Source organism: Pseudoxanthomonas sp. GW2 (assembly GCF_000283075.1).
Lineage (GTDB): Bacteria > Pseudomonadota > Gammaproteobacteria > Xanthomonadales > Xanthomonadaceae > Pseudoxanthomonas.
This window is the reverse complement of the sequence record NZ_ALIP01000022.1, coordinates 46,012-69,183: the sequence shown is the minus strand read 5'-3', so window position 1 is coordinate 69,183 and position 23,172 is coordinate 46,012. Positions and strand designations below refer to the sequence as shown.

General features: G+C 71.3%; 23 protein-coding genes. 13 read left to right on the top strand and 10 right to left on the bottom strand.

All coding sequences use genetic code 11. The features are described from left to right. Nucleotides 1–19: 19 nt before the first annotated feature. Nucleotides 20–280, bottom strand: a complete 261-nt coding sequence (locus B351_RS0102130; protein WP_026010249.1) for a hypothetical protein — start codon at nucleotides 278–280, stop codon at nucleotides 20–22. Nucleotides 281–334: 54 nt separating this feature from the next. Then, nucleotides 335–1,189: a rhamnogalacturonan acetylesterase gene (locus B351_RS0102125; protein ID WP_019397408.1), complete on the bottom strand. Its 855-nt coding sequence runs from the start codon at nucleotides 1,187–1,189 to the stop codon at nucleotides 335–337. Nucleotides 1,190–1,456: 267 nt separating this feature from the next. On the opposite strand from B351_RS0102125, the gene B351_RS0102120 reads away from it, so the two are divergent. Both B351_RS0102120 and B351_RS0102115 read left to right on the top strand, forming a co-directional pair. Beyond that, complete coding sequence (locus B351_RS0102120) at nucleotides 1,457–3,064, top strand: family 43 glycosylhydrolase (RefSeq protein WP_019397407.1); 1,608 nt, start codon at nucleotides 1,457–1,459, stop codon at nucleotides 3,062–3,064. Nucleotides 3,065–3,087: 23 nt separating this feature from the next. Beyond that, nucleotides 3,088–4,320 carry a sialidase family protein gene (locus B351_RS0102115; RefSeq protein ID WP_039730768.1) on the top strand — a complete coding sequence of 411 codons (1,233 nt, stop codon included), beginning with the start codon at nucleotides 3,088–3,090 and terminating at the stop codon, nucleotides 4,318–4,320. A gap of 36 nt (nucleotides 4,321–4,356) precedes the next feature. Here the strand turns inward: B351_RS0102115 and B351_RS0102110 are convergent, their stop codons facing one another. Both B351_RS0102110 and B351_RS16055 read right to left on the bottom strand, forming a co-directional pair. Continuing rightward, nucleotides 4,357–6,018 (bottom strand): carboxylesterase/lipase family protein, encoded by a 1,662-nt coding sequence (locus B351_RS0102110; RefSeq protein WP_050992113.1) that lies wholly within the window; start codon nucleotides 6,016–6,018, stop codon nucleotides 4,357–4,359. Nucleotides 6,019–6,020: 2 nt separating this feature from the next. After that, nucleotides 6,021–7,034: an alpha/beta hydrolase gene (locus tag B351_RS16055; RefSeq protein WP_039730767.1), complete on the bottom strand. Its 1,014-nt coding sequence runs from the start codon at nucleotides 7,032–7,034 to the stop codon at nucleotides 6,021–6,023. A 148-nt stretch (nucleotides 7,035–7,182) separates the two neighbouring features. On the opposite strand from B351_RS16055, the gene B351_RS0102100 reads away from it, so the two are divergent. The 8 genes from B351_RS0102100 to B351_RS0102065 all read left to right on the top strand — a co-directional run bounded on the left by B351_RS0102100 (nucleotide 7,183) and on the right by B351_RS0102065 (nucleotide 15,210). Continuing rightward, on the top strand, nucleotides 7,183–8,025 hold the full coding sequence (locus B351_RS0102100) for a hypothetical protein (RefSeq protein WP_026010247.1): 843 nt from the start codon (nucleotides 7,183–7,185) through the stop codon (nucleotides 8,023–8,025). Further along, nucleotides 8,022–9,038 (top strand): TRAP transporter substrate-binding protein, encoded by a 1,017-nt coding sequence (locus tag B351_RS0102095; RefSeq protein WP_019397402.1) that lies wholly within the window; start codon nucleotides 8,022–8,024, stop codon nucleotides 9,036–9,038. Before B351_RS0102100 ends, B351_RS0102095 begins: the two co-directional genes overlap by 4 nt. Nucleotides 9,039–9,058: 20 nt before the next feature. Beyond that, nucleotides 9,059–9,583 (top strand): TRAP transporter small permease, encoded by a 525-nt coding sequence (locus B351_RS0102090; RefSeq protein WP_013533715.1) that lies wholly within the window; start codon nucleotides 9,059–9,061, stop codon nucleotides 9,581–9,583. Then, nucleotides 9,583–10,866 carry a TRAP transporter large permease gene (locus B351_RS0102085; RefSeq protein ID WP_019397401.1) on the top strand — a complete coding sequence of 428 codons (1,284 nt, stop codon included), beginning with the start codon at nucleotides 9,583–9,585 and terminating at the stop codon, nucleotides 10,864–10,866. The genes B351_RS0102090 and B351_RS0102085 overlap by 1 nt, the downstream gene beginning before the upstream one ends. A gap of 115 nt (nucleotides 10,867–10,981) precedes the next feature. Then, entirely contained in the window at nucleotides 10,982–12,034 is a 1,053-nt protein-coding gene (locus B351_RS0102080; RefSeq protein ID WP_019397400.1) for a LacI family DNA-binding transcriptional regulator, read from the top strand. Nucleotides 12,035–12,168: 134 nt separating this feature from the next. After that, a complete protein-coding gene (gene kduI / locus B351_RS0102075) occupies nucleotides 12,169–13,017 on the top strand; it encodes a 5-dehydro-4-deoxy-D-glucuronate isomerase (RefSeq protein WP_013533712.1) in 849 nt (282 codons plus the stop codon). Between the two features lie 134 nt (nucleotides 13,018–13,151). Further along, the gene (kduD, locus tag B351_RS0102070; RefSeq protein WP_019397399.1) at nucleotides 13,152–13,910 is read left to right on the top strand and encodes a 2-dehydro-3-deoxy-D-gluconate 5-dehydrogenase KduD; all 759 of its coding nucleotides are present in this window, start codon (nucleotides 13,152–13,154) and stop codon (nucleotides 13,908–13,910) included. 169 nt (nucleotides 13,911–14,079) lie between these two features. Continuing rightward, nucleotides 14,080–15,210 carry a GDSL-type esterase/lipase family protein gene (locus tag B351_RS0102065; protein ID WP_013533710.1) on the top strand — a complete coding sequence of 377 codons (1,131 nt, stop codon included), beginning with the start codon at nucleotides 14,080–14,082 and terminating at the stop codon, nucleotides 15,208–15,210. Between the two features lie 16 nt (nucleotides 15,211–15,226). Here B351_RS0102065 and B351_RS0102060 read toward each other — a convergent pair whose 3' ends face one another. Continuing rightward, nucleotides 15,227–16,315 carry a PA0069 family radical SAM protein gene (locus B351_RS0102060; protein ID WP_019397398.1) on the bottom strand — a complete coding sequence of 363 codons (1,089 nt, stop codon included), beginning with the start codon at nucleotides 16,313–16,315 and terminating at the stop codon, nucleotides 15,227–15,229. A gap of 83 nt (nucleotides 16,316–16,398) precedes the next feature. Between B351_RS0102060 and cls the strand changes: the two genes are divergently transcribed. The 3 genes from cls (at nucleotide 16,399) to B351_RS0102040 (ending at nucleotide 18,978) form a co-directional block, all read left to right on the top strand. Then, nucleotides 16,399–17,844 (top strand): cardiolipin synthase, encoded by a 1,446-nt coding sequence (cls, locus tag B351_RS0102055; RefSeq protein ID WP_019397397.1) that lies wholly within the window; start codon nucleotides 16,399–16,401, stop codon nucleotides 17,842–17,844. A 109-nt stretch (nucleotides 17,845–17,953) separates the two neighbouring features. Further along, a complete protein-coding gene (locus tag B351_RS0102045) occupies nucleotides 17,954–18,226 on the top strand; it encodes a hypothetical protein (protein WP_019397396.1) in 273 nt (90 codons plus the stop codon). Then, nucleotides 18,223–18,978 (top strand): pyridoxine 5'-phosphate synthase, encoded by a 756-nt coding sequence (locus B351_RS0102040; protein ID WP_019397395.1) that lies wholly within the window; start codon nucleotides 18,223–18,225, stop codon nucleotides 18,976–18,978. The genes B351_RS0102045 and B351_RS0102040 overlap by 4 nt, the downstream gene beginning before the upstream one ends. Nucleotides 18,979–19,382: 404 nt before the next feature. Here B351_RS0102040 and B351_RS0102035 read toward each other — a convergent pair whose 3' ends face one another. From B351_RS0102035 to B351_RS0102015, 5 genes are all read right to left on the bottom strand, one after another. Next, entirely contained in the window at nucleotides 19,383–19,793 is a 411-nt protein-coding gene (locus B351_RS0102035) for a biopolymer transporter ExbD (protein ID WP_026010245.1), read from the bottom strand. A 3-nt stretch (nucleotides 19,794–19,796) separates the two neighbouring features. After that, complete coding sequence (locus B351_RS0102030; RefSeq protein ID WP_019397393.1) at nucleotides 19,797–20,222, bottom strand: biopolymer transporter ExbD; 426 nt, start codon at nucleotides 20,220–20,222, stop codon at nucleotides 19,797–19,799. Between the two features lie 41 nt (nucleotides 20,223–20,263). Further along, the gene (gene exbB / locus B351_RS0102025) at nucleotides 20,264–21,019 is read right to left on the bottom strand and encodes a TonB-system energizer ExbB (RefSeq protein WP_019397392.1); all 756 of its coding nucleotides are present in this window, start codon (nucleotides 21,017–21,019) and stop codon (nucleotides 20,264–20,266) included. 95 nt (nucleotides 21,020–21,114) lie between these two features. After that, nucleotides 21,115–21,786: an energy transducer TonB gene (locus B351_RS0102020; RefSeq protein ID WP_019397391.1), complete on the bottom strand. Its 672-nt coding sequence runs from the start codon at nucleotides 21,784–21,786 to the stop codon at nucleotides 21,115–21,117. A gap of 131 nt (nucleotides 21,787–21,917) precedes the next feature. Then, a complete protein-coding gene (locus B351_RS0102015) occupies nucleotides 21,918–23,084 on the bottom strand; it encodes a lipopolysaccharide assembly protein LapB (protein ID WP_019397390.1) in 1,167 nt (388 codons plus the stop codon). Nucleotides 23,085–23,172 lie beyond the last annotated feature (88 nt).

Genomic DNA, 23,172 nt, shown 5'->3' with positions numbered 1-23,172 from the left:
CGGACCGGTCTCCGGCGGTTTACAGCGGCAGCGCCTGGCGCAACGCGACCATGGCGATCGCCGCCGCCAGCCATGCCACCACGCGCCGGGCCAGGCCACTGTCCCCCGGCGGGCGTGCGAAGCCGACCACGAAGGCATGCGCCGGCAGCGCGATCACCAGCAGGAAGGCGGCGATCCAGTACAACGTGTCGTCGCCCAGCCGCGGCCACAGCCAGGGCATGACCACGCCGGTGAACATTCCGGCGAGCGCGGCGGTCAACGGTGTCGGTGCGATCTTCATGCAGTGCTGCCCTCCCCGAGGCGCCACCGAGTCTAGCGCGGCGGCCGGCGCGCCTCACGGGATCAGCTGGCGGCGCAGCGCCGGCACCTGCCGCGCCAGTTCGTCGGCGACGATCGCGGCGAAGAAGGCCGCGCCTTCGTCGCCCAGGTGCGTGTAGTCGAACGCCAGCTTCGGCGTGCCCATCGGTTCGACGGCGGCGTTGTCCTGCGCGGCCGGGATGACCGGTGCCGGACCGGCGGCGGCCGGGGGCGCACCGATCGTGGTGCCGGCCTGCGCGGCGGCGACCTGCTCCGGCAACGGCCGTGCCTGGGCGAAGCGCATCGCCTGCACCGGACCCATGCCCCGCACCGCCGCGGTGCTGCGCGCGTGCAGGTCCACCAGCGGCACGTCCAGTTCCCGGGCGACGCGGCGGATGGATTCCGCCCACGGCGCGAGGTCGTCGAGCAGCTCGCCATCCTTGAACTGGCGCCGGGTCAGCGGCGTCAGCAGCACCGGCACCGCGCCGGCCGCACGCACTTCCTCCACGTAGCGGCGCAGGTTGTCGGGGAACTCGCGCTCCAGGTCGGTGGAGCGCCCCGGCTTGCCCGGCTGGTCGTTGTGGCCGAACTGGATCAGCACGTACACGGCCTGGTACGGGCCCGGGCGCATCTCGTGCAGGGCGATGTCCCAGGAACCTTCGGCGCGGTAGTTGTAGGTGCTGCGGCCGCCACGGGCCAGGTTCACGCAGGCCAGGAACGAGGTGACGTGGTCGGCGCAGAACGCCGGGCCCCAGCCGCCCTGCACCGCGGTGGTCGAATCGCCGACCAGCACGATCTTGCTGGCGCGCACCGGCGTCACCGGCGGGCGGGCGCTGATCGACGGGTCGACCGCGGAGTGCACGCTCCCGGCGGCCAGGAGCAGGGCGAGCATAGCAGCGGGCGGGAGCAGGCGCGGGGGTCCGGGGTTCATGGCGGGTCGTCGTTGGGTGCGCGAAGGCGAAGGAGGTGAATGGCTGGCCATCGGTGTCATGCAGGCAGGACAGGCGATTGCACCACTTCGCACTGTAGCGGTGAGCGGGCGCCTGGCCTTGCTGCGGCGCAAGATGGCCGCAACGGCGGCGGTCTGCTAGCTTGCCTTGACCATCGGTGTCATCGCGCATGGCACCCCATCCCCGCGAACCGAAACCGAAGGACTGCCATGGCCCTGCGCCGCTTCCGCGCCCTCGCCCTCGCCCTCGCCCTGTCCACGCTGCTGCTGCCGCTGGCGGCCGCCGCCGCCGAGCCGCCCGCCAGCCCGTGGAAGCGCGGCATCGAGAACCAGCGCCAGGCCGACCTGGGCGACGGCACCTTCCTCAACCCGGTGTTCGCCGGCGACCGGCCCGACCCGTCGGTGCTGAAGGACGGCGACGACTATTACCTGACCCTGTCCTCGTTCGACGCCTATCCCGGCCTGCCGATCTGGCATTCGCGCGACCTGGTCAACTGGGTGCCGCTGGGCCACGCGATCACCAGGAACGTCGGCTCGATCTGGGCGCCGGACATCGTCAAGCACGACGGCCGCTACTTCATCTACTTCCCGGCGCGCACCGGCGGCACCGAGGGCAGCACGCGCAGCAACTGGGTGGTGTGGGCCGACGACATCCGCGGCCCGTGGAGCGAACCGGTGGAGCTGGGCCTGGGCCAGTACATCGATCCCGGCCACGCGGTCGGCGAGGACGGCAGGCGCTACCTGTTCCTAAGCGGCGGCGACTACGTGCAGCTGTCCGACGACGGCCTGCGCGTGGTCGGCGAACCGAAGCACGTCTACGACGGCTGGCGGTACCCCGAAGAATGGGACGTGGAGGCCTATGCCCAGGAAGGCCCGAAGATCCACAAGCGCGGAGACTGGTACTACATGACCACCGCCGTCGGCGGCACCGCCGGCCCGCCGACCGGGCACATGGTGATCACCGCGCGTTCGAGGTCGATCCACGGGCCGTGGGAGAACTCGCCGCACAACCCGATCGTCCGCACGCAAAGCCGCGAGGAGCCGTGGTGGTCGCGCGGCCACGCCACCGTGGTCGAAGGCACCGACGGGCGCTGGTGGATGATCTACCACGGTTACGAGAACGGCTACTGGACCCTCGGCCGCCAGGCGCTGCTGGAGCCGATCGAGTGGACCGACGACGGCTGGTTCGTGGCCAGGGGCGGCGACCTCGGCCAGCCCCTGCGCAAGCCCAGCGGCACGAAGGTCGGCACGCACGGGATGGCGCTGTCGGACAGCTTCGACGGGAAGGCGCTGGGCCACCAGTGGTCGTTCTTCAACCCGGCCCGGGACGAGTACGGGCGCCTGTCCTTCGGCAACGGCGCGATGAGCGTGCAGGGCAAGGGCCGCACCCCGGCCGACAGCTCGCCGCTGACCGTGATCGCCGGCGACAAGGCCTACCAGTTCGAAGTGGAGATGGAGATCGAGCCGGGCGCCATCGGGGGCGCCCTGCTGTTCTACAACGACCGCCTGTACGCGGGCGTCGGCAGCAACGGCGAGCGTTTCGTCATGCACCGCTACGGCCAGGAGCGCCCGGCCGGCGGGCTGCCGCCGGGCAAGGGCGGGCGGCTGTGGCTGCGGGTGACCAACGACCGGCACGTCCTCACCATCCACACCAGCAGCGACGGCAGGCGCTGGGAGAAATACCCGGTGCAGATGGAAGTGTCCGGCTACCACCACAACGTGGCCGGCCAGTTCCTCGCGCTGAAGCCGGCCATCTACGCGGCCGGCGACGGCAAGGTGCATTTCCGCGACTTCCGCTACCGCGCGCTCGACTACTGAGCACGGCAGGACACCTGGCGACGATGGGTTTTCCCGCACGGACGGCGACGACGCTGTTGCTGCTGGCCATCGCGGCCGGCGGCCACGCGGCGCAGGACGAAGGCGAAGCGACGACGCCTCCGTACACCATCGCTCCGGGCCTGTTCGATCCCGGCGCGCCCGAGCTGGGGCTGCGCCCGGCGGCAGGCACGCGCAGCGCCACCGTGTTCCGGGCCACGCCGGAGCAGGGCATGTTCAACAACGGCGCCGTGCCTGTGGTGTTCAGGGGCCGCCTCTATGTGCAGTGGCAGAACTCGGCGCGCGACGAGGATTCGCCGGACACGCGCGTGCTCTACAGCTACAGCGACGACGGGCAACACTGGAGCGCGCCGGCGGTGCTGATGGAAGCCGGCACCGGTGGCGCCATGCACTCGGCCGGCGGCTGGTGGGCCGATGGCGGGACCCTGGTCGCCTACATCAACGTCTGGCCGACCGGCTTCCAGTCGCACGAAGGCGGCTTCACCACCTACAGGCTCAGCCGCGACGGGGTGACCTGGTCGGAGCCGCTGCCGGTCACCGGTGCCGATGGCGCGCCCGTGCCCGGGGTGGTCGAGCAGGACCCGCACCGCCTGGACGACGGCCGCATCCTCACCGCGTTCCACCTGCAGCCCGGCATCGTCGCCGCGCCGTTCTACACCGACGATCCGCTGGGCGTGTCCGGCTGGCGGCGCGGGGCGATGCGCAACCTGCCGCACGAGGGACACGCCAGCCGCGAACTGGAACCGAGCCTGTTCCTGCGCAGCGGCCCGGGCGGGCACGCGTGCGCGGTGATGGTGTTCCGCGACCAGGGCGACAGCTATCGCCAGCTGGCCAGCGAAAGCTGCGACCGCGGCGCGAGCTGGACCGCGCCGGTACCGACCGCGATGCCGGACTCGCGCGCCAAGCAGAGCGCCGGCAACCTGCCCGATGGCAGCGCCTTCCTGGTCAACGCGCCCAGCGGCAACCGCGAGCGCATCCCGCTGGCGGTGACCCTGTCGGCCGATGGCCGCTGCTTCGACAGCGCCTTCCTGCTGCGCGGCCGCGGCGAGCTGCCGGCGCTGCGCGCCGGGGGCCGCTATAAACGACCCGGCTACCACTATCCCAAGAGCGTGCTGTGGGACGACCGCCTCCTCGTGGCCTACGCGGCGAACAAGGAGGACGTGGCGGTCAGCTGGGTGCCGGTGGCATCGCTGCTGGCGGACGACGCGCGGGGCGGCTGCCCGGACGCGTCGCACTGAGCGCGGACGCCACGGGAGGGGCCCGCAGCCACCGGCTCACATCGTCCCGCGCTGCACGAACGGCGCCTGCTGCCAGAACGCGCGCTCGGCGCCGCGCGGATCGTCGGCCAGCGCGGGCAGCACGTCGAACAGCAGCGTCTGCCGCCGCGGCAGCGAGTACGGCTCCCAGCGCGGGATGCCGGCGTGGTTGGGGTCGCCGTGCCGGGCCAGCGCCAGCAGCGCCCCGCTCATCGCGTCGGCCACCGCCTGCGCGTCGGCGCCGTCGCCGGTGCGCGAGCCGGGCTGGCGGATGTTGTCGAACACCAGCGGGATGTCGAGGGTGTGGAAGGCGCGGAACGTCCCGCCATCCAGCGGCGACCCCCAGTCCAGCTGGTACGCCCAGGTCGGCGCCGCGCCCTGCGGCTGGCGCGCACGCGCCTCCAGCTCCTCGATCGCGCCGCGCCAGGAACGCCCGGCGGTGGTCGCGGCGAAGAACACCTCCGACGGCGTGTAGTGCGGATACAGCGCGCGGTAGTGCGCCACCACCAGGTCGGCGCGGATGTCGACGTATTGCTGCTTCTCCAGCCGCGCCGGCAGTTCGTCCCAGCCAAGCTCGAAGTTCTTCGGGTCGCCGCCGAGGAAGGCGCGGGTCTCGTCGCGGGTGTTGCCGATCACCATCGGGATCGCCGCCGACTGCGCCGGCGCGTCCGGCCAGAACGGATGCCGCGGCAGTACCTCGCCGTCCATCACCGGGCCGAAGTACAGGCGGGTGTCCTCGATGCGCGAGAAGTCGCGCGCGGCCGTGCCCTCGAGCACCTGCTCCAGCGGCAATGCGCGCAGCTTCGCCAGCGCGTCGCCCGCCTCCGGATCGATGCCCACGGTGCGCAGGAACAGCTGCGCCCGCTGCGTCGCCGCGCGCGGGCCGGCGGCGGTGACCTGCTGGCCGCTCATGGTCCAGGCCTTGTGGAACAGGCCGCGCGCGGCCGGCATCGCCATCAGCGTGGCGATCTTGGCGCCGCCGCCGGACTGGCCGAACACGGTGACGTTGCCCGGGTCGCCGCCGAACGCGGCGATGTTGTCGCGGACCCACTGCAGCGCCAGCACCAGGTCCAGCTGGCCGGCGTTGCCGGAGGCCGCGTATTCGGCCCCGCCAAGCAGGCCCAGGTAGAGGTAGCCGAAGGCGTTGAGGCGGTGGTTGACGGTCACCACGACCACGTCACCGCGCTCGCACAGGCGGCTGCCGTCGTACAGCGGATCGCTGCCGGAGCCGGTGTCGTAGCCGCCGCCATGGATGTAGACCAGCACCGGCCGGCGCGCGCGCGCATCCAGGCCCGGCGTCCATACGTTGAGGAACAGGCAGTCCTCGCTGCCCGGACCTTCCTTGCCGCGCTGCGGGGCCGACGCGCCGTGGCCGGTGGCCTCGGCGATGCCGCGCCAGGGTCGCGCCGCGATCGGCGCCTGGAAGCGCACCGGCGCGGTGTCCTCGCCGTAGCGGATGCCCTTGAACACGTGCACGCCCCGTTCGCGCAGTCCACGCACGCGGCCGGCGCGGGTGGCGACCACGCTCGACGCCGGCTGCGCGGCGAACGCCACCGGCAGCACGCCGGCCATGGCCAAGCCCGCGCCGAGGCCGGCGGCCTGCAGCAGGCGGCGCCGCGCCGGATCGGCGGGGGTCGCCTGCGACGGCGACTGGAAAGGAGACTTGCGCTCGCCGGCCATGTTCACTCCCGTGCAGGTCCGGTGTGGTCCGCATCCGCCGCGGGCAGCGGCGCGTGCGCGCGGATCCACTCCACCGCCAGCTTCGGCCACAGCGCCAGGGTGCCGTGCGCGCCGCGCACGCCGAAGCCGTGGCCGCCACTGGCGTAGAGATGGACTTCGTGTTCGATGCCGGCCTCGCGCAGCGCCGCTTCGAACAGCAGGCTGTTCTCCACCGGTACCACGTCGTCGTCCTGGGCGTGCAGCAGGAACACCGGTGGCGTGCGCGCGTCGACCCGGTTCTGCGCCGAGTACGCGCGCACGGCTTCCGCATCGGGCGCCTCGCCCAGCAGCTTCTGCCGCGAGCCCGGATGGGCATGCGCGCCCATGTCGATGACCGGGTAGACCAGCACGGCGTAGGCCGGGCGCGCATCGACGGCATCGGCGCCATCGACCGGCGCGTAGACGCGTTCGCCATGGCGCGTGGCCAGGCTGGCGGCCAGGTGGCCACCGGCGGAAAAGCCCATCACCCCGACGCTGTCCGGATCGATGCCCCATTCGCCGGCGCGGCTGCGGATCAGGCGCATCGCCCGCTGCGCGTCGGCCAGCGGCACGTCGCGTGCGTTGGCGTGGCCTTCGCCCGGCAGCCGGTAGTGCAGGACGAACAGGGTCAGCCCGGCCTGTTCGACGAACGCCGGCAGCAGGGCCGTGCCTTCCTTGTCCAGGACCACGCGCTGGTAGCCGCCGCCCGGCACCACCAGCAGGGCGCGGCCGTCCGGCCGGGCCGGGCGGTACACGTCCAGCCAGGGGCGGGCGACGCCGTCGACGTAGCGGTCGGGCAGGGCAGGGTCGCTGCTGCGTTCGACGATCCGCTGCGGCAGGTCCAGGCCTTCGGATCCGGGCGGGGTGCCCGGCCACAGTGGTACCTGGCGGTCGGGGGCCGGGGGCGCCGCGCCGGCGCCGGCAGCGGCCGGCAGCAGCGACAGCGCGACCAGGGCGGCACCGAGGCGGCGGCGCAGGCGGCGGATTGGCACAGGCATGGAACCCTCCGGTTGTTGCGTTGCAGCGTGCAGTAAGGCCTTGGCGCAGTGCACATTGCTACATGACACCGGTTTACCATATACAGCTTCCGCGCCCGCTGTCGATCCGCGGCGCAACACGTTACGGGCCCGCTCCCGGGGAGACACCTTGAGTACTGCAACTGGCCACCAGGACGCCACGCCACCGAAGCCCGAACTGGCCGGCATCGCCGACCGCTTCGTCGCCGCCCGGCGATCGGGCGCCGCTCTGGCAGCCTTTCCCGGCCAGATCCCGGCCGACCTGGTGACCGCCTACCAGGTCCAGGACCTGGCCATCGCCCGGTGGCCGGACCGGGTGGTCGGCTGGAAGGTCGGCTTCATCGCCCCCGAGCGCCGCGACGTGTCCGGCGACGAGCGCCTGCTGGGCCCGATCTTCGCCCGCCACCTCTGGATTGCTACCGGTGGTACGGAGCAGGTCCCGGTGTTCGCCGGCGGGTTCGCGGCGATCGAGGCCGAGTACGTGCTGCGCCTGGACGCCGACGCGCCCGCCGACAAGCTGGAATGGACCCCGGACGAGGCCGCGGCGCTGCCGTCCACCCTGTTCGCCGGCATCGAGATCGCCAGCAGCCCGCTGGCCACGATCAACGAGCTCGGCCCGCGCGTGGTCGTGTGCGACTTCGGCAACAACAATGGGCTGCTGCTGGGTCCGGAAATCCCGGACTGGACGACGCTGGACGAAGCCAGCCTGCTGGCCGACACCTCGATTGACGGGCAGGCCGTCGGCAGCGGCGGCGCCAGCCGCCTGCCGGGTGGCCTGCGCGCGGCCTTCGCCTTCGCCCTGGCCCGCTCCGCGCGGCGCGGCCGGCCGCTGCGGCGCGGCGAGCTGATCGCCACCGGCAACGCAACCGGCATCCACGACATCGGCGTCGGCCAGACCGGCACGGTGGTGTTCGACGGCCATGCCACGCTGCGCTGCGTCGCCGTGGCCTCGGCGGGCGAGGATCCGGCATGAAGGGGCTGACCCGGCGCCGCCTACTGCTGGCCGGGGCTTGGGCCTGTGCCCTGCCGCTGGCCGCGCCGGGCCGGCTGCTGGCCGCCGCCAGCGGCGCCGGCGAGGGCGCGCGGGTGCTGACCGCCACCGACGTGCATGTGTCCGACTACCCGACCGTGGAAGCGGTGCGCTGGATCGGCCAGGCCCTGCGCGAACGGACCGGTGGCCGCCTCGACATCCGCCTGTACCACTCCGGCCAGCTGGGCCGCGAGAGCGAGGCGATCGACATGGCGCGCTTCGGCGCCATCGACATCACCCGCGTGTATTCCGGCGCGCTCAACAACGCGTTCCCGCTGACCCGCGCCCTGTGCCTGCCGTACGTGTTCGACTCGGTGCAGCACATGCGCCACGCGCTGGACAACGGCGTGGCCGACGAAGTGCTGCGCGGGTTCGAGAGCCGCGACCTGGTCGGCCTGGCGGTCTACGACAGCGGCGCCCGCTGCTTCTACAACACCAAGCACCCGATCGTGGTGCCACGGGACCTGCACGGCCTCAAGCTGCGCGTGGCCTCCTCGGACATCTTCATCCAGCTGGTGCGCCTGCTCGGCGCCAACCCGACGCCGATGTCGCTCGGCGACACGTTCTCCGGCATGGAGACGCACATGATCGACGGCGCCGAGAACAACATGCGCAGCTTCCACTCCAGCCGCCACTTCGAAGCCGCGCGCTTCTGGTCGGAGACCGGGCACTCGCACGCGCCCGACATCCTGCTGGTGTCGCGCAGGACCTTCGAGGCGCTGTCGCCGCCGGACCGCCGCCTGCTGCTGGAAACCGCGCGCGCCTCGGTCGACGTCATGCGCCGGCACTGGGACGCCTCCGAGGAGCGCGCGCGCCAGGCCGTGCTGGCCGCCGGCGTGCAGGCAAACGAGGTCGACATGGATGCGTTCCGCGCCGCCGCGCGCCCGCTGCTCGAGCAGTACCTGCGCGACCCGGCCATCGCCGGCCTGCACCAGCGCATCCGCGCGCTCGCCTGAACCCCTTCCTGGAACCCGCGATGTCCGAACCCGTGACCGTCCCGCCCACCGGCGCCCAGCGCGTCCTGGACCTGATCGCCACCGTCGCCATCGGCATCGCCGCCGCCGCCCTGCTCGGGCTGGTGGTGGTGCAGGGCTGGCAGGTGTTCGCCCGCTACGTGCTCAACGACTCGCCGAGCTGGACCGAGCCGGTGACCCTGCTGCTGCTGGCCACCGCCATGAGCCTGGGCGCGGCCACCGGCGTGCACACCAACCGCCACTTCGGCTTCTTCCTGCTGCACGACCACGTGCGCCCGGGCATGCGGACCGCGATCGACGTGGTGGTGCAGCTGGTGGTGGCCACGATCGGCGCGGTGCTGGCGTGGTGGGCCTCGGTGCTGCTGCTGGACGGCCTGCACATCAAGGCTGCCGGCGCGGCCCTGCCGCAAAGCATCAACTACCTCCCGCTGGCCGCCGGCGGCGCGCTGATGGTGCTGTTCGCGCTCAACCGGCTGGCGCTGGCATTGCTGCCGCACCAGGCCGCCGCCATGGAAGGAGACCGCTGATGGCCATCGCCCTGCTGTTCCTGGTGTTCGCCGTGCTGCTGGTGATCGGCGTGCCGGTGGCGTTCGCGCTGGCCGCGGCGGCGCTGGCGACCCTGCTGTACCTGGACCTGCCCTCGGTGGTGCTGGTCCAGCAGGTGTCGGCCGGCACCGGCTCGGCCTCGCTGATCGCGATCCCGCTGTTCATCTTAGCCGGCGAGATCATGATGCGCGGCGGCATTTCCGAACGCCTGATCGCGCTGGCCGCCTCCCTGGTGGGACGCATGCGTGGTGGCCTGGGCCAGGTCTCGATCCTGTCCTCGCTGTTCTTCGGCGGCGTGTCCGGCTCGGCCATCGCCGACGTGTCCGCGGTCGGCGGCACGATGATCCCGCAGATGGTCAAGCGCGGCTACGACCGGGACTTCGCGGTCAACGTCAGCATCACCGCGGCGCTGGTCGCGCTGCTGGTGCCGCCCTCGCACAACCTGATCCTGTTCTCGGCCGCGGCCGGCGGCGGCCTGTCGATCGCCGACCTGTTCGCCGCGGGCATCGTCCCGGCGCTGATGATGACCGCCACGCTGATGACCACCGGCTACCTGGTCGCGCGCCGCCGCGGCTACGGCGTGGAGCTGTTCCCGGGCTGGCGCGCGGTGTTGCTGCGGCTGGTCGCGGCGCTGCCGGGCCTGGGCCTGGTGACCCTGATCTTCGTCGGCATCCGCGCCGGCATCTTCACCGCGGTCGAGTCGGCGGCCATCGCCGTGGTCTACGCCCTGCTGGTGACCATCGTCCTGTACCGCCAGCTGCGGCTGAAGGAGTTCCTCGAGACCGTGGTGCACGCGGCGCGCAGCACCGGCGTGATCCTGTTCGTGATCGCCACCGCGGCCGTGTTCGGCTGGCTGCTGGCCTACCTGCAGGTACCGGCGGCGGCGGTGGAGTTCCTGCAGTCGATCGCGCACAGCAAGTACGCGGTGCTGCTGATGATCGTGGTCATGCTGCTGCTGCTGGGCACCTTCATGGACCTGGCGCCGATGATCCTGATCTGCACCCCGATCTTCCTGCCGGTGGCGCGCGCCTACGGGATCGACCCGATCCACTTCGGCCTGGTCCTGGTGCTGACCGGCGGCCTGGGCCTGGTCACCCCGCCGGTGGGCTCGGTCCTGTTCATCGGCACGGCCATCGGCAAGATCAGCGTCGGCCAGGCCATGCGCTCGATCTGGCCGTTCTGGCTGGCCGGGCTGGGCGTGCTGCTGGTGGTGGCGTTCTTCCCGCAGCTGTCGCTGTGGCTGCCGGCCCTGCTGCGGGGCTGATCCGGGCGCCCGGGACGGCGGCAAGCCCGGCCGCCGCGGGCCGCCTGGCGTGCCCCGCCCCTCGCCGGGCCGCGGCTCCGGCTAGAATCCAACCGATATTCCCGTGAAGCCGAACATGCCCGCGCGCAAGAGCCCAGATACGGCCTCCCGGATTCCCTCCGGCAAGGCAGCCACCATCAACGACATCGCCCGCCTGGCGGGGGTGTCGAAGAAGACCGTTTCGCGGATCATCAACAACTCGCCCCTGGTCCGCAAGGACACCCGCGAGAAGGTCGAGGCGCTGATGCGGGAAGTCGGCTACACGCCCGACCCGCTGGCCCGCGGGCTGGCGTTCCGGCGCTCGTTCCTGATCGGCATGGTCTACGACAACCCGACCGCGCAGTACATCGTCGACATGCAGTACGGCGCGCTGGACGCGCTGCGCGATTCGGGCTTCGAGCTGGTGGTGCACCCCTGCGACAGCCGCACGCCGAATTACATCGACGGGGTGCGCCGCTTCGTCCAGCAGCAGAAGCTGCACGGGGTGATGCTGGTGCCGCGCGCCTCGGAGGACCAGAAGCTCGCGGACATGCTGGCCGAACTGGGCTGCCGCTACAGCCGCATCGTGCCGGTGGGCTTCGAGGACAACGACGGCCGCATGATCGTCACCCACGACCGCGAGGGTGCGGTCGAGGCGGCCGACTACCTGATGACCCTCGGCCACCGCGACATCGCCCTGATCACCGGCCCGCTGACCTACCGCTCGGCCATCGAACGCACCAACGGCTTCCTCGACACCCTGGCCCAGCGCGGCGTGGAGGTGCCGAAGGCGCGCATCATCGAGGCCAGCTACACCTTCGAGTCCGGCGTGGCCGCGGCCGAGAAGCTGTTCGCGGCCAGGCAGCGCCCGACCGCGATCTTCTGCGGCAACGACGAGATGGCGGCCGGCGTGTACAAGGTCGCACTGCGCGCGGGCATCAGCATCCCGCGCGACCTGTCGGTGGTCGGCTACGACGACAGCCCGCTGGCCTCGCGCCTGTGGCCGTCGCTGACCTCGGTCCGCCGGCATACCCGCGACACCGGCCGGATCGCCGCCGGAACCCTGATCCGCACCGATACCGCCCCGCTGGCGGTTGCCAGCGTGCGCCCGCACCTGATCGTCCGCGACTCCTGCCAGCCGCCGCCCTGAGGCGGCTCCCCCTGCCTTCCCGCGCCCCGCGCGGAATGGCGCAGCGCAGAATGACACCGGTTACCAGAAGGCCTAGAATCGTCCGCGATGGATAGGGACCGCCCCCGGTCCCCCGCTTGCCAGGAGCCGTACCGATGTACCAGAAGACCTATTACGCGACTCATCCCGGCGTGATGCAGGGCGCCAGCAACGACGAGCTGCGCGACCTGTACCTGATCGGCGAGCTGTTCGCCGCCGACGAGGTCCGCCTGAACTACACCCATTACGAGCGCTTCGTGATCGGCGGTGCCGCCCCGGTTGGCAAGACCGTGTCGCTGCCGCGCCAGGTCGAGCCGGCCTCGGCCGCGGGCAAGCCGTTCCTGGAGCGCCGCGAGCTGGGCGTGATCAACGTCGGCGCCGGCACCGGCACGGTGACCGTCGACGGCACCGAGTACGTGCTTGGCCCGAAGGACGGCCTGTACGTGGCCATGGGCAGCGAGGAGGTCAGCTTCTCCTCGGCCGACGCATCCAGCCCGGCCAAGTTCTACCTCGCCTCGACCCCGGCGCACGCCCGCTTCGAGACGAAGAAGCTGTCGATCAAGGACGCCGTGGCCCTGGACCGCGGCGCGCTGGAGACCAGCAACGAGCGCACCATCTACCAGTTCATCGTGCCGTCCACCTGCCAGTCCTCGCAGCTGCTGCTGGGCCTGACCGTGCTCAAGCCGGGCAGCGTGTGGAACACCATGCCGCCGCACCTGCACGACCGCCGCAGCGAGGTCTATTTCTACTTCGACCTGGGCGCGGACGACCGCGTCTACCACTTCATGGGCCAGCCGGACCAGCAGCGGCACATCGTCATGCGCAACGACGAGGCCGTGGTCTCGCCGCCGTGGTCGATCCACATGGGATCGGGAACCTCCAACTACGCCTTCATCTGGGCGATGGGCGGCGAGAACCTGGACTACACCGACATGCACGTGCTGGACATCTGCCAGCTCAAGTAATGCCCGCGCCGCCGCCCGCCGGCGGCGCCCCTCGCCGGTGGACCGCCGGCGCAGCTCCCGATGCGCCGGGACACCCCCCGGCTTCCCATGCATCCGGCGGCCATGACGCCGCCGGCCAGAACCGAGGACCGCTCATGGCAAACAACCCGTTCAGTCTGGAAGGCAAGGTCGCGCTGGTCACCGGCGCCAACACCGGCCTGGGCCAGGGCATCGCGCTGGCGCTGGCCGAAGCCGGCGCCGACATCGCCGCCGCCGGCATCGTCGCGGCCGAGGAAACCGGCGAGAAGGTGCGTGCGCTGGGCCGCCGCTTCCTCAACCTGGAAGCCAACCTGATCTCGATCGAGCCGGTCGCGCGCCTGGTCGAAGAAACCGTCGCCGGCCTCGGCGGCCTGGACATCCTGGTCAACAACGCCGGCCTGATCCGCCGCGCCGCCGCGGTGGACTTCAGCGAGAAGGACTGGGACGACGTCATGAACGTCAACATCAAGTCCGCGTTCTTCATGTCGCAGGCCGCAGGCCGACGCTTCATCGCCCAGGGCAGCGGCAAGATCATCAACATCGCCTCGATGCTGTCGTTCCAGGGCGGCATCCGCGTGGCCTCGTACACCGCTTCCAAGAGCGGCATCGCCGGCATCACCCGGCTGCTGGCCAACGAGTGGGCGGGCAAGGGCATCAACATCAACGCCATCGCCCCGGGCTACATGGCCACCGACAACACCGCGCAGCTGCGCGCCGACGAGGAGCGCAGCAAGGCGATCCTCGACCGCATCCCGGCCGGCCGCTGGGGCGTGCCGGCGGACCTGGGCGGCACGGCGGTGTTCCTGGCCAGCCGCGCCTCGGACTACGTCAACGGCGCGGTGATCCCGGTCGACGGCGGCTGGCTGGCGCGCTGAAGCCGGTGCGGACGGCCGCCGCCGTCCGCCTTCGCCCTGGCTTTGGAAGGGACCTGGCCGCGGTCGTGTGGGCGCCGCCTGGCGAGAGGCGACGTCCACCCTCTCTCTCCGCGGCCGCGGCCAGGTCCCGATTCCAGGCACCGACTGCCTGGCATCCCTGGGAGGCCCCATGAGCATCCTGCCCCGCATTGCCACCCTGCTCCTGCTGGCCGTGCCGCTGCTGGCGGGCGCGGCGACCCCGCCGCGGCGGGTGTTCATCGCCGCCGATTCCACCGCCGCCGGGTACGGCCCCGAGCGCGCGCCGCGCAACGGCTGGGGCCAGCACCTGCAGGGTTTCCTGGACCCGGGTGCGTTCGAGGTGCGCAACCACGCCATCGGCGGGCGCAGCTCGCGCAGCTTCATCGCCGAAGGCCGGCTGGATGCCATCGCCCGCGAGCTGCGCCGCGGCGACGTGCTGCTGGTGCAGTTCGGGCACAACGACGCCAAGCAGGAAGACCCCGGCCGCTACACCGAACCGCGCGAGGAATACCCGCGCTGGCTCATGCGCTACGTGGAGCTGGCGCGCACGCGCGGTGCCACGCCGGTACTGATCACCCCGGTGACCCGGCGGATCTGGAGCTTCGGCTCGCTGCTGGACACCCACGCCCGCTACACCGATGCCATGCGCGAGCTGGCCCGGCGCGAGCAGGTGGCGCTGGTCGACCTCAACGCCAGCAGCCGCGACTGGGTCCGCGCGCTCGGCGAGGAAGCCTCGCGCGCCTATTACGAGCACGTGCCGGAACGCGGCATCGCCGACGACACCCACTTTTCGGCGGCCGGCGCGACGATGGTCGCGTGCCTGGTGGTGCGCGACTGGAAGACGCTGGATCCGGCGCTGGAACGGCACGTGGTGCGCGACACTGACTGCGGCGCCCCGGCCACCGCGCGGCAGGATGCAGCCGCCCAGCCGCGTCCTTCGCAGGTGGTGAACGAGGCGGCGCTGGCCCGCGCCCAGCCCGGTCCGCACGGCGGCGCCGGCAGCACCACCGCCTATCCGCTGTTCGCCGATGCCGACGGCCTCTCCTTCGTGATGCGCAAGCGCGTGCTGCACAAGGGCGCCGGCATAGGCCTGCACCAGCACCACAAGGACGAGATCTACTACGTGCTCGCCGGCCGTGGCCGCTACGTGCTGGACGGCAAGGTGCACGACGTGGGTCCGGGCGACGCCATGCTGACCAGGCCCGGCAGCACCCATGCGATCGAACAGGCGGGGGAGGACGACCTGGTGATCCTGCTGGCCTACCCGGTCACCAGGCCATGACCGCACGCGCGCCGCTTCAGAACAGCTCCCCCTGCGGCGAAGGCGGCCGTGGCGGCTGGAAGCGGCTGCAGTCCAGCGGACGTTGCCGCGCCTGCGCATAGCCGAAGCGGCGCCAGGCCAGGGCGAAACGCTGCTCCAGCAGGTCGGCGTAGTGGCCCTGGCCACGCATGCGGGTGCCGAAACCGGAGTCGTAGTCGCGCCCGCCGCGCATCTGCTGCACCGTGCTCATGACGTGTTCGGCGCGGTCGGGCAGGTGCGCCTGCAGCCAGTCGCGGAACAGCGGCGCCACCTCGTGTGGCAGCCGCAGCAGGATGTAGCCGGCGCTGGTGGCGCCGGCCTCGCGCGCCGCCTCCAGCACCCGCTCCAGCTCGTGGTCGTTCACCCACGGGATGGCCGGGGCGAACATCACTCCGACCGGAACCCCGGCCTCGTGCAGGCGGCGCATCGCCCGCAGCCGCGCGTGGGGGGCGGCGGCGCGCGGTTCCAGGCGGGCGCTGAGGTGCGGATCCAGCGAGGTCACCGAGAAGTGCACATGGACCAGGTCGAGCGCGGCGGCGGCCTGCAGCAGGTCCAGGTCGCGCTCCACCAGCGCGTTCTTGGTGATCAGGGTGAACGGGTGGCGGCACTCGAGCAGCACCTCGATCAGCTGCCGGGTCAGTTGCAGCCTGCGTTCCAGCGGCTGGTAGGCGTCGGTGTTGATGCCCAGCGCGATCGGGATGGGGCGGTAGCCGGGGCGCGCCAGTTCCCGGCGCAGCAGGTCCGGCGCGTTGGTCTTGGCGAAGATCTTCGTCTCGAAATCCAGGCCCGGCGACAGGTTGAGGTAGGCATGCGAGGGCCGGGCAAAGCAGTACGAGCAGCCATGCTCGCAACCGCGGTAGGGGTTCACCGACTGCGAGAAGCCCACGTCCGGGGAATTGTTGCGGCTGATGATGCTGCGCGCGGTTTCCTCCTGGACCCGGGTGCGCGGGCGCGACGGATCCGGGCCGGATTCGGTGTCGGCCTCCGGCGGCGCCCAGCCGTCGTCCACCGCCTCGGTGGTGGTGGCCTCGAACCGCCCCGGCAGGTAGCCGCGCGCGCCGCGCCCCTTGATGACAGGTCCGTGCATGGGCCCAGCCTGCCACGGCCGCGTCTCAGCGGCTGCGACGCCCTCACCCCCGCGTCGCCGCCGGCCCGCCTAGAATCGCCGCCATGCCCGACCTCATCCAAGCCGCCTGGCAGGCCGTCAGCTCGGTTCCGAACCTCGGCCTCTACCTCGCCGTGGCCTGGCTGCTGTACATCCCCTGGCTAGTCGCCTGGGTCGTGCTGCAGAAGCGCGAGCCGGTCGCCACCCTCAGCTGGGTGCTGTCCCTGGCCCTGCTGCCCTACATAGGCTTCCTGGTCTACTTCCTGCTCGGCCCGCAGCGGATCAAGCGGCAGCGCCTGCGGCGCGGGCGCTCGCGCTCGGGCATGGGCCACTACTCGGCGATCTGCCCGGCCGACGACAGCGCGGTGGAGCTGGCGCGCGTGGCCCAGTCCACCACCGGACTGCCGCCGTCCACCGCCACCCGCGCAGACTGGCTGGTCGACGGCCACGCGACCTACACCGCCCTGCTGGAGGCCATCTCCAGGGCCCGCCACCACATCCACCTGGAGTACTACATCTGCCGCCCCGACAGGACCGGCGGACGCTTGCTGGAGGCGCTGGCCGAGCGTGCCCGCGCCGGCGTCGAGGTACGCCTGCTGCTGGACGCGGTGGGCTCCGGGCCGCTGCGCGAACGCCACATCAGGCCGCTGGTCGAGGCCGGCGGCCAGTTCTGCTGGTTCCATCCGACCAAGTTCCGGCCGTTCACCCGGCCGTGGCTGAACATGCGCAACCACCGCAAGATCGTGGTGATCGACGGCGCGGTCGGCTTCATCGGCGGGATCAACATCACCGACGACCACGACGAGACCGTCCGCGACCGCGCCTTCCGCGACCTGCACATGCGGGTGGAGGGCGAAGTGGTGCGCAGCATGCAGCTGGCCTTCGTCGAGGACTGGATCTACGCCGACTGCACCGAACCCACCCGGTTCGGTGATCCCGCCTACTGGCCCGAGGCTCCGCGCGGCCGGATCTTCGCCCAGCTGCTGGTGTCCGGCCCGGACTCCTCGTGGGAAGCGATCCACCGCCTGCAGGTGGCCGCGATCCACGAGGCGCGGCGCCGGGTATGGCTGGCCACGCCCTACTTCGTGCCGGGCGAGGCGGCGCGCATGGCCCTGACCTCGGCCGCGCTGGGCGGGCTGGACGTGCGCCTGCTGGTGCCGCGGCGCTGCGACTCGCTGCTGGTGACCCTGGCCGCGCGCTCGTACTTCGACGAGCTGCTCAAGGCCGGGGTCAAGGTCTACGAGTACGGCCCGCGCATGCTCCACACCAAGGCCCTGGTGACCGACGACGACCTGTGCGTGGTCGGCAGCGCCAACTTCGACCACCGCAGCTTCCGGCTCAACTTCGAGGCCTCGATGATGCTGCGCGACCGCCAGACCTGCGAGGCCCTGGCGCAGCTGCTGGAAGGGGAGATGGAGCAGTCCACGCGGGTCCGGCTGGACCGCCCCATGGGCCTGTGGCGGCACCGCCTGCCGGAGGCGTTCGCGCGCCTGCTGTCGCCGGTGCTGTAGGCGACGGGCGGCCACGCTGGCGGATGCGCGGGCTGGCCGGCGGCCGCCGGCGGCGGCATCATGGCGGCGCCGGGGCGCACGAGGGGGCGCCGATCTGCGGAGAATCGCGATGCACTGGCTGTACCTGCTGCTGGCCCTGGGGGCCCTGATGCTTGCCTTGACCACCCATAGCGCCGGGCTGTTGGCCCTGTGGCTGCTGATGATGGCCGGCTTCCTGCTGGCCTGGGTGGTCGGCTGGTACCGCGAGCGGATCGGCCAGGGCAGCCGCGACGAGGTGGCGATGGTCGATCCGGCCGAGCTGCTGCGCCTGCGCCAGCTGGCCGAGGCGCGCCGGCGCGAGGCCGCCGCGCGCCAGGGCGACGACAGCCCGCCGGCGCCATGACCCGGCTGAGCGTCAACGTCAACAAGGTCGCGGTGCTGCGCAATTCGCGCGGCGGCCGGGAGCCGGACGTGCTGGCGGCCGCGCGCGCCTGCCTGGCCGCCGGCGCCCACGGCATCACCGTGCATCCGCGTCCCGACCGGCGCCATATCGTCGCCGAGGACCTGCCGCCGCTGGCCGCGGCCACCGCCGGGTACGGCGTGGAACTGAACATCGAGGGCAACCCCTTCGCCCCGCCGCGTCCCGGCTATCCCGGCCTGCTGGCGCTGTGCGGGCAGGTACGCCCGGCCCAGGTCACCCTGGTCCCGGACAGCGACGGCCAGCTGACCTCCGACCACGGCTTCGCCCTGGAAGGCGACCTGCAGGCCCTGGCCGACCAGGTGGCCGGGTTCAGGGCGCTGGGCTGCCGGGTCAGCCTGTTCGTGGACGCGGGCAATCCGCGGGTCGAGCGCGTGGCCGAGGTCGGTGCCCAGCGCATCGAGATCTACACCGGCCCCTATGCCGAGGCCCATGCCGCCGGCGATGCCCGGGCGGCACTGTCCGCCTGCGCCGACACCGCGCGGCGGGCCCAGGCCGCGGGGCTGGGGGTCAATGCCGGGCACGACCTGTCCCAGGCCAATCTTGGCCAGTTCCTCGCCGCGGTACCGGGGATCGAGGAAGTCTCCATCGGCCATGCCCTGGTGGGCGAGGCGCTTTACGCCGGCCTGGACGCCACCGTCCGCGCCTATCTCGGGATCCTCGGCCGCACTGGCTGAGTGCCCCGCGGCGGTCGCGGCCAGCCGCCGCCGGACCGGCCACAGGCAAGTGCGCCCGTACCGGACCTGCCGGGCAACAGGTCCGGTACGGGCGCCGCCATCCGGTTTGCGGGTTCCACGTGGCGGTACTGCATGCAGCCCGGGACGCGGCGCGCCGGCCCGACGGCTTCCGCCGCGGGCTCCGGGGACGCTGCGTTGCTGTCCGGCGCTGCCGCGCAGCGGCCGCCCGCCTTCCGGGCCCGCGGACGGGTCTGGCGCACCGCTCGGGGCCACGCCGTGCCGTAACCGGAGCGGGGCCGGCGCCGCGGCAGCGTGAAACGAAAAACGCCGCCCGGAGGCGGCGTTATCCCAGTGCTGGTCCCGGCGACCCTACCGCTGCAGGAGGCGGGGCCGCCAGGGCACTGTTACTGCACGAAGTTGATCTTCTTCATGTCCGCGTTCTTGGCCGCGGCCAGCACGCGCGTCAGCACTTCGTACTGCGAGTCGCCGCTGGCATCGATGCGCAGCTCCGGCTGGTTGGTCGGATCGCGCTGCACTTCGGTCTCCATCAGCTGCTGGAGGTTGGCCAGGGCAACCGGGCCGTTGTTCCAGTACACCTGGTTGGAGGCGTCGATGCGCAGGTCGATCGGCGGCGGCGGTTCACGCGTGACCGGCGGCGGGTTGAGCACCCGCTGCGGCAGGGCCACGTCGATCGGGTAGGTCATGATCGGCGCGGTCACGATGAAGATGATCAGCAGGACCAGCATCACGTCGATCAGCGGCGTGACGTTGATCTCCGCCATTGGGCCCTTGTTGCCACCCGTACTGAAAGCCATGGGTTACTGCCCCTTCTCTTTGGTGGCGACAAAACCGATGTCGAGCATGCCCTGACCCTGGGCCACCTTGATGACATCCTGGATGATGCCGGTGCGGGTGGTGCGGTCCGCGCGCAGGTTCAGCGGCGGCTGCGGGGTCTGCTGGGCAACGCTGGACAGCCTCGACTCCATCACCTCGCGGGTGATCGGCTCGTCGTTCCAGTAGAGCGAGCCATCCTCCGTCACCGCGATGGTGATCGGCATCAGGCGATCGTTCTCCTCGTCGTGCGAGCGGACCAGGTTGGCCTCGGGCAGCTCGACCTTCACCTTATGCGCCATGAGCGGCGCGGTGATGATGAAGATGATGAGCAGCACCAGCATCACGTCCACGAGGGGCGTGACGTTGATGTCGTTCATCGGACCGCTGCTGTTGTCGGTACTGAAGGCCATGGGGCTCTCCGTCTAGGCTGGAACGACGCTTCGGTACCGGCTCAGCGCACGCGCGAGCCGGTGGCGAAGAAGTCGTGCAGATCGTGAGCGAACGCGTCGAACTTGGCGATCGTGGCGCTGTTGATCTTGCTGAAGAAGTTGAAGGCGAACACGGCCGGGATCGCGACGAACAGGCCGATCGCGGTCATGATCAGCGCCTCACCCACCGGGCCGGCAACGGCGTCGATCGAGGCCGAACCGGTCGCGCCGATGCGGATCAGGGCGCCGTAGATGCCCCACACGGTACCCAGCAGGCCGACGAACGGAGCGGTCGCGCCGACGGTGGCCAGCAGCACCATGCCCGACTGCAGCTTGGCGCTCTCGCGGGTCACGGCCTGGCGCAGGGCGCGGTCGACGAACTCCGAGCGGCTCAGGTTCTCGCCCAGGCCGGCGCCGGCGCCTTCGGTGCGCTGGTGGTGGGCAGCCGCCTGGGCGGCGTCCAGGGCGATCTTGGAGAACGGCTCGCTGCGCGGCTGCTCTTCCATCACGCGGATGGCTTCCTGCGCGTTCGGGGCTTCCCAGAAGGCGTTGACCACGCGGTCGGCGGCGGCCTTCAGGCGCATGTTCTTGATGGCGTTGAAGATGGTCCAGTACCAGGACGCCGCCGACATGAACACCAGGACGAGCAGCACGATCCAGGAGACAGCGAACTCACCGGGCTTGGTGGTCATCTCGTGGAGCAGGTGGTCGAAGCCCATCTGGTTCAGGGCGGAGGCGTTGCCCCCGGCAGCGGCGGCGATGAAGAGTTCCTGCAGCATGACGCTTACCTTTGTTTGGTTTGGTGGTGTTGTAGAAGGAAGGCGGAAACGTAGGCCCGGCTACCGTGGCGGCGGGCCGCCACGGGGTTCGGACATCAACCCAGGGTGAAGTTCACCGGGACCCGGACGCGACCGGCCGCCTTCTGGCCGTCCACGACTGCGGGATTGAAGCGCCACTTGCGAGCCGCCTCCATGGCGGCACGGTCGAGGTCGCGGTTACGGCTGGACTTTTCGACCGTGACGTTGGTGACATTGCCATTGGCGTCGACGTCGATGACCAGGATCACCTCGCCCTCGATGCCGGCGCGCGCGGCGGCCGGCGGGTAGCGCGGCGGGTTCATGTTCTTGGACGAGATGTCCACGCTGGCCGCGATGTCGGTCGGCGGGGCCGGCGGCGCCGGCGGGCTCGGCTCCTGGAACACGTCGGTCGGACGCGGTTCCGGAACGTCGATCGGCGGAGCCTCCGGCGGCGGCGGCACCGGCGAGGGCTTCGGCGGCGACAGCTCCTTGATCGGCGGCGGCGGCTTGTCCTGCTTCGGCGGCGGCGGCGGCGGCGGTGGGGGTGGCGGCGGGGCGTCGACCAGCGTCACCAGGATGGCGCGCTCCTTCTCCTTCTCCGCCTTGGGGGCCACGGCCGGGATCAGCAGCAGCATCAGCGCCGCCAGATGAAGCGCGATGACGAACGCGATGCCGATGATGCGCGGCCAGCTTAGCCCGCTGTCCTCGGTTTCTTCGTAGTTCCTGTGGACGACCAGTTGTTCAGTCATTGCGCCAATGGCTCGATTGTGAGGCTGGAACCCGGCGGTTCCGTGATGCACGGTGAAAACCGCATGAACCGCCAAGCATATACCAATACCGAGGCCCTGTGCCTAGGGCCCGGCGGCTGATTTTGGACTACTTATTTGAGGTTGATGATCTTGCGCGCGTCCTCGGGCTTGCGCACGCCCTTGGCCAGGGCCTGCTGGGCGGCCTGCTTGGCCTCCGGCACGCGACCTTCCTGGTAGAGGACCCTGGCCAGGTTCAGGTAGGTCTCGCCGTCCTTGGACAGCGGGGCCGCCTTCTGCCAGTTCTCGATCGCCTGCGGGATCTGCTCGCTGTAGTAGTAGGACTGGGCCAGGGCCAGGTAGGTCTGGTAGTCCGGCTTCAGCAGGCCCTTCTGCAGGCCCTCGTTGATCACCGCGATCACGTCCTTCTCGCGGCCTTCCATGTTGGCATAGGTGACGTAGAGCTGGCGGTACTCGCGCTCCTCGCTCAGCTGGCCGGCGGCGCGCAGCTTCTCCAGCACCTCGGCGGCCTTGTCCATGCGCTCGGCCTGGGCGTAGACGGTGGCCAGGTTGGTCTGGGCCTTCTTGTCGCCCGGGTTCTTGGCCACCAGGCGCTCGGCCAGGGCGATCGCCTCGCCGTGCTGGCCGGACTCGACATAGCAGGCCATCAGCAGCTGCACCCAGTTGTCCCGGGCTTCCGGCGACTCCACCGCCTGCTTCAGCACCGGGATCGCCTCCTGGTAGCGCTCGGCCTGGTAAAGCGCCTGGCCCTTGAGCACCAGGTCCTGCGGCTTGGAGGACTGGGTCTCGGACAGGTAGCGGTCGAGCACGGCCAGGCCCTGGTCGACCTCGTCGTCGGCCAGGTGCAGCTGGGCCAGCATCAGCATCGACTGGTAGTGGCCGTTGTTGTCCAGGCCGTTGTACTGCAGCACCTGCTCCAGGTAGGCCTTGGCGGCAGCGCTGTCATCCTCGCTGTAAGCCGCCTGGGCGGCGACCTGCGCGGCCAGGGCACGGTCGTAGTCGTTGGTGCCTTCGGTGGCCAGGATCTGGTCGGCCAGGCTGCGGGCCTGGGCGTAGTCCTCTTCGTTGAACGCGTCCAGCATCTTCTGCAGGTTCTTGCCCGCCTTGCGCGAGGACGTGGTCGCCGGCTCCTTGCGGGTCGCCTGCGGGTACAGCTGCTCGGCCCCCTGCGACTTCTTGCTGCCGCGCGACTGCGCGGCGGCGTCTTCCGCCAGCACCACGCCCCCGAGGGCGGCTGCGACGAAAAGCGACAGGACGGCGTGCTTGCTGCGGAATTTCATGGATCACCTCTTTCGTGCCACCGGTGGTCGATGGCGGATCGGTCGGCAAACCTAACAGAACCTGCCTCAATACGGAAAGGACTGGTTC

Bases quoted from the DNA above. Each gene is read 5' to 3' on its own strand.
- B351_RS0102085 (WP_019397401.1), top strand. From the start codon at position 9,583: ATGGCCATCGCCCTGCTGTTCCTGGTGTTCGCCGTGCTGCTGGTGATC.
- cls (WP_019397397.1), top strand. From the start codon at position 16,399: ATGCCCGACCTCATCCAAGCCGCCTGGCAGGCCGTCAGCTCGGTTCCG.
- B351_RS0102125 (WP_019397408.1), bottom strand. From the start codon at position 1,189: ATGCTCGCCCTGCTCCTGGCCGCCGGGAGCGTGCACTCCGCGGTCGAC.
- B351_RS0102110 (WP_050992113.1), bottom strand. From the start codon at position 6,018: ATGGCCGGCGAGCGCAAGTCTCCTTTCCAGTCGCCGTCGCAGGCGACC.
- B351_RS0102015 (WP_019397390.1), bottom strand. From the start codon at position 23,084: ATGAAATTCCGCAGCAAGCACGCCGTCCTGTCGCTTTTCGTCGCAGCC.
- B351_RS0102120 (WP_019397407.1), top strand. From the start codon at position 1,457: ATGGCCCTGCGCCGCTTCCGCGCCCTCGCCCTCGCCCTCGCCCTGTCC.
- B351_RS0102060 (WP_019397398.1), bottom strand. From the start codon at position 16,315: ATGCACGGACCTGTCATCAAGGGGCGCGGCGCGCGCGGCTACCTGCCG.
- B351_RS0102020 (WP_019397391.1), bottom strand. From the start codon at position 21,786: ATGACTGAACAACTGGTCGTCCACAGGAACTACGAAGAAACCGAGGAC.
- B351_RS0102090 (WP_013533715.1), top strand. From the start codon at position 9,059: ATGTCCGAACCCGTGACCGTCCCGCCCACCGGCGCCCAGCGCGTCCTG.
- B351_RS16055 (WP_039730767.1), bottom strand. From the start codon at position 7,034: ATGCCTGTGCCAATCCGCCGCCTGCGCCGCCGCCTCGGTGCCGCCCTG.
- B351_RS0102095 (WP_019397402.1), top strand. From the start codon at position 8,022: ATGAAGGGGCTGACCCGGCGCCGCCTACTGCTGGCCGGGGCTTGGGCC.
- B351_RS0102080 (WP_019397400.1), top strand. From the start codon at position 10,982: ATGCCCGCGCGCAAGAGCCCAGATACGGCCTCCCGGATTCCCTCCGGC.
- B351_RS0102130 (WP_026010249.1), bottom strand. From the start codon at position 280: ATGAAGATCGCACCGACACCGTTGACCGCCGCGCTCGCCGGAATGTTC.
- exbB (WP_019397392.1), bottom strand. From the start codon at position 21,019: ATGCTGCAGGAACTCTTCATCGCCGCCGCTGCCGGGGGCAACGCCTCC.
- B351_RS0102030 (WP_019397393.1), bottom strand. From the start codon at position 20,222: ATGGCCTTCAGTACCGACAACAGCAGCGGTCCGATGAACGACATCAAC.
- B351_RS0102035 (WP_026010245.1), bottom strand. From the start codon at position 19,793: ATGGCTTTCAGTACGGGTGGCAACAAGGGCCCAATGGCGGAGATCAAC.
- kduI (WP_013533712.1), top strand. From the start codon at position 12,169: ATGTACCAGAAGACCTATTACGCGACTCATCCCGGCGTGATGCAGGGC.
- B351_RS0102040 (WP_019397395.1), top strand. From the start codon at position 18,223: ATGACCCGGCTGAGCGTCAACGTCAACAAGGTCGCGGTGCTGCGCAAT.
- B351_RS0102045 (WP_019397396.1), top strand. From the start codon at position 17,954: ATGCACTGGCTGTACCTGCTGCTGGCCCTGGGGGCCCTGATGCTTGCC.
- B351_RS0102115 (WP_039730768.1), top strand. From the start codon at position 3,088: ATGGGTTTTCCCGCACGGACGGCGACGACGCTGTTGCTGCTGGCCATC.
- B351_RS0102065 (WP_013533710.1), top strand. From the start codon at position 14,080: ATGAGCATCCTGCCCCGCATTGCCACCCTGCTCCTGCTGGCCGTGCCG.
- kduD (WP_019397399.1), top strand. From the start codon at position 13,152: ATGGCAAACAACCCGTTCAGTCTGGAAGGCAAGGTCGCGCTGGTCACC.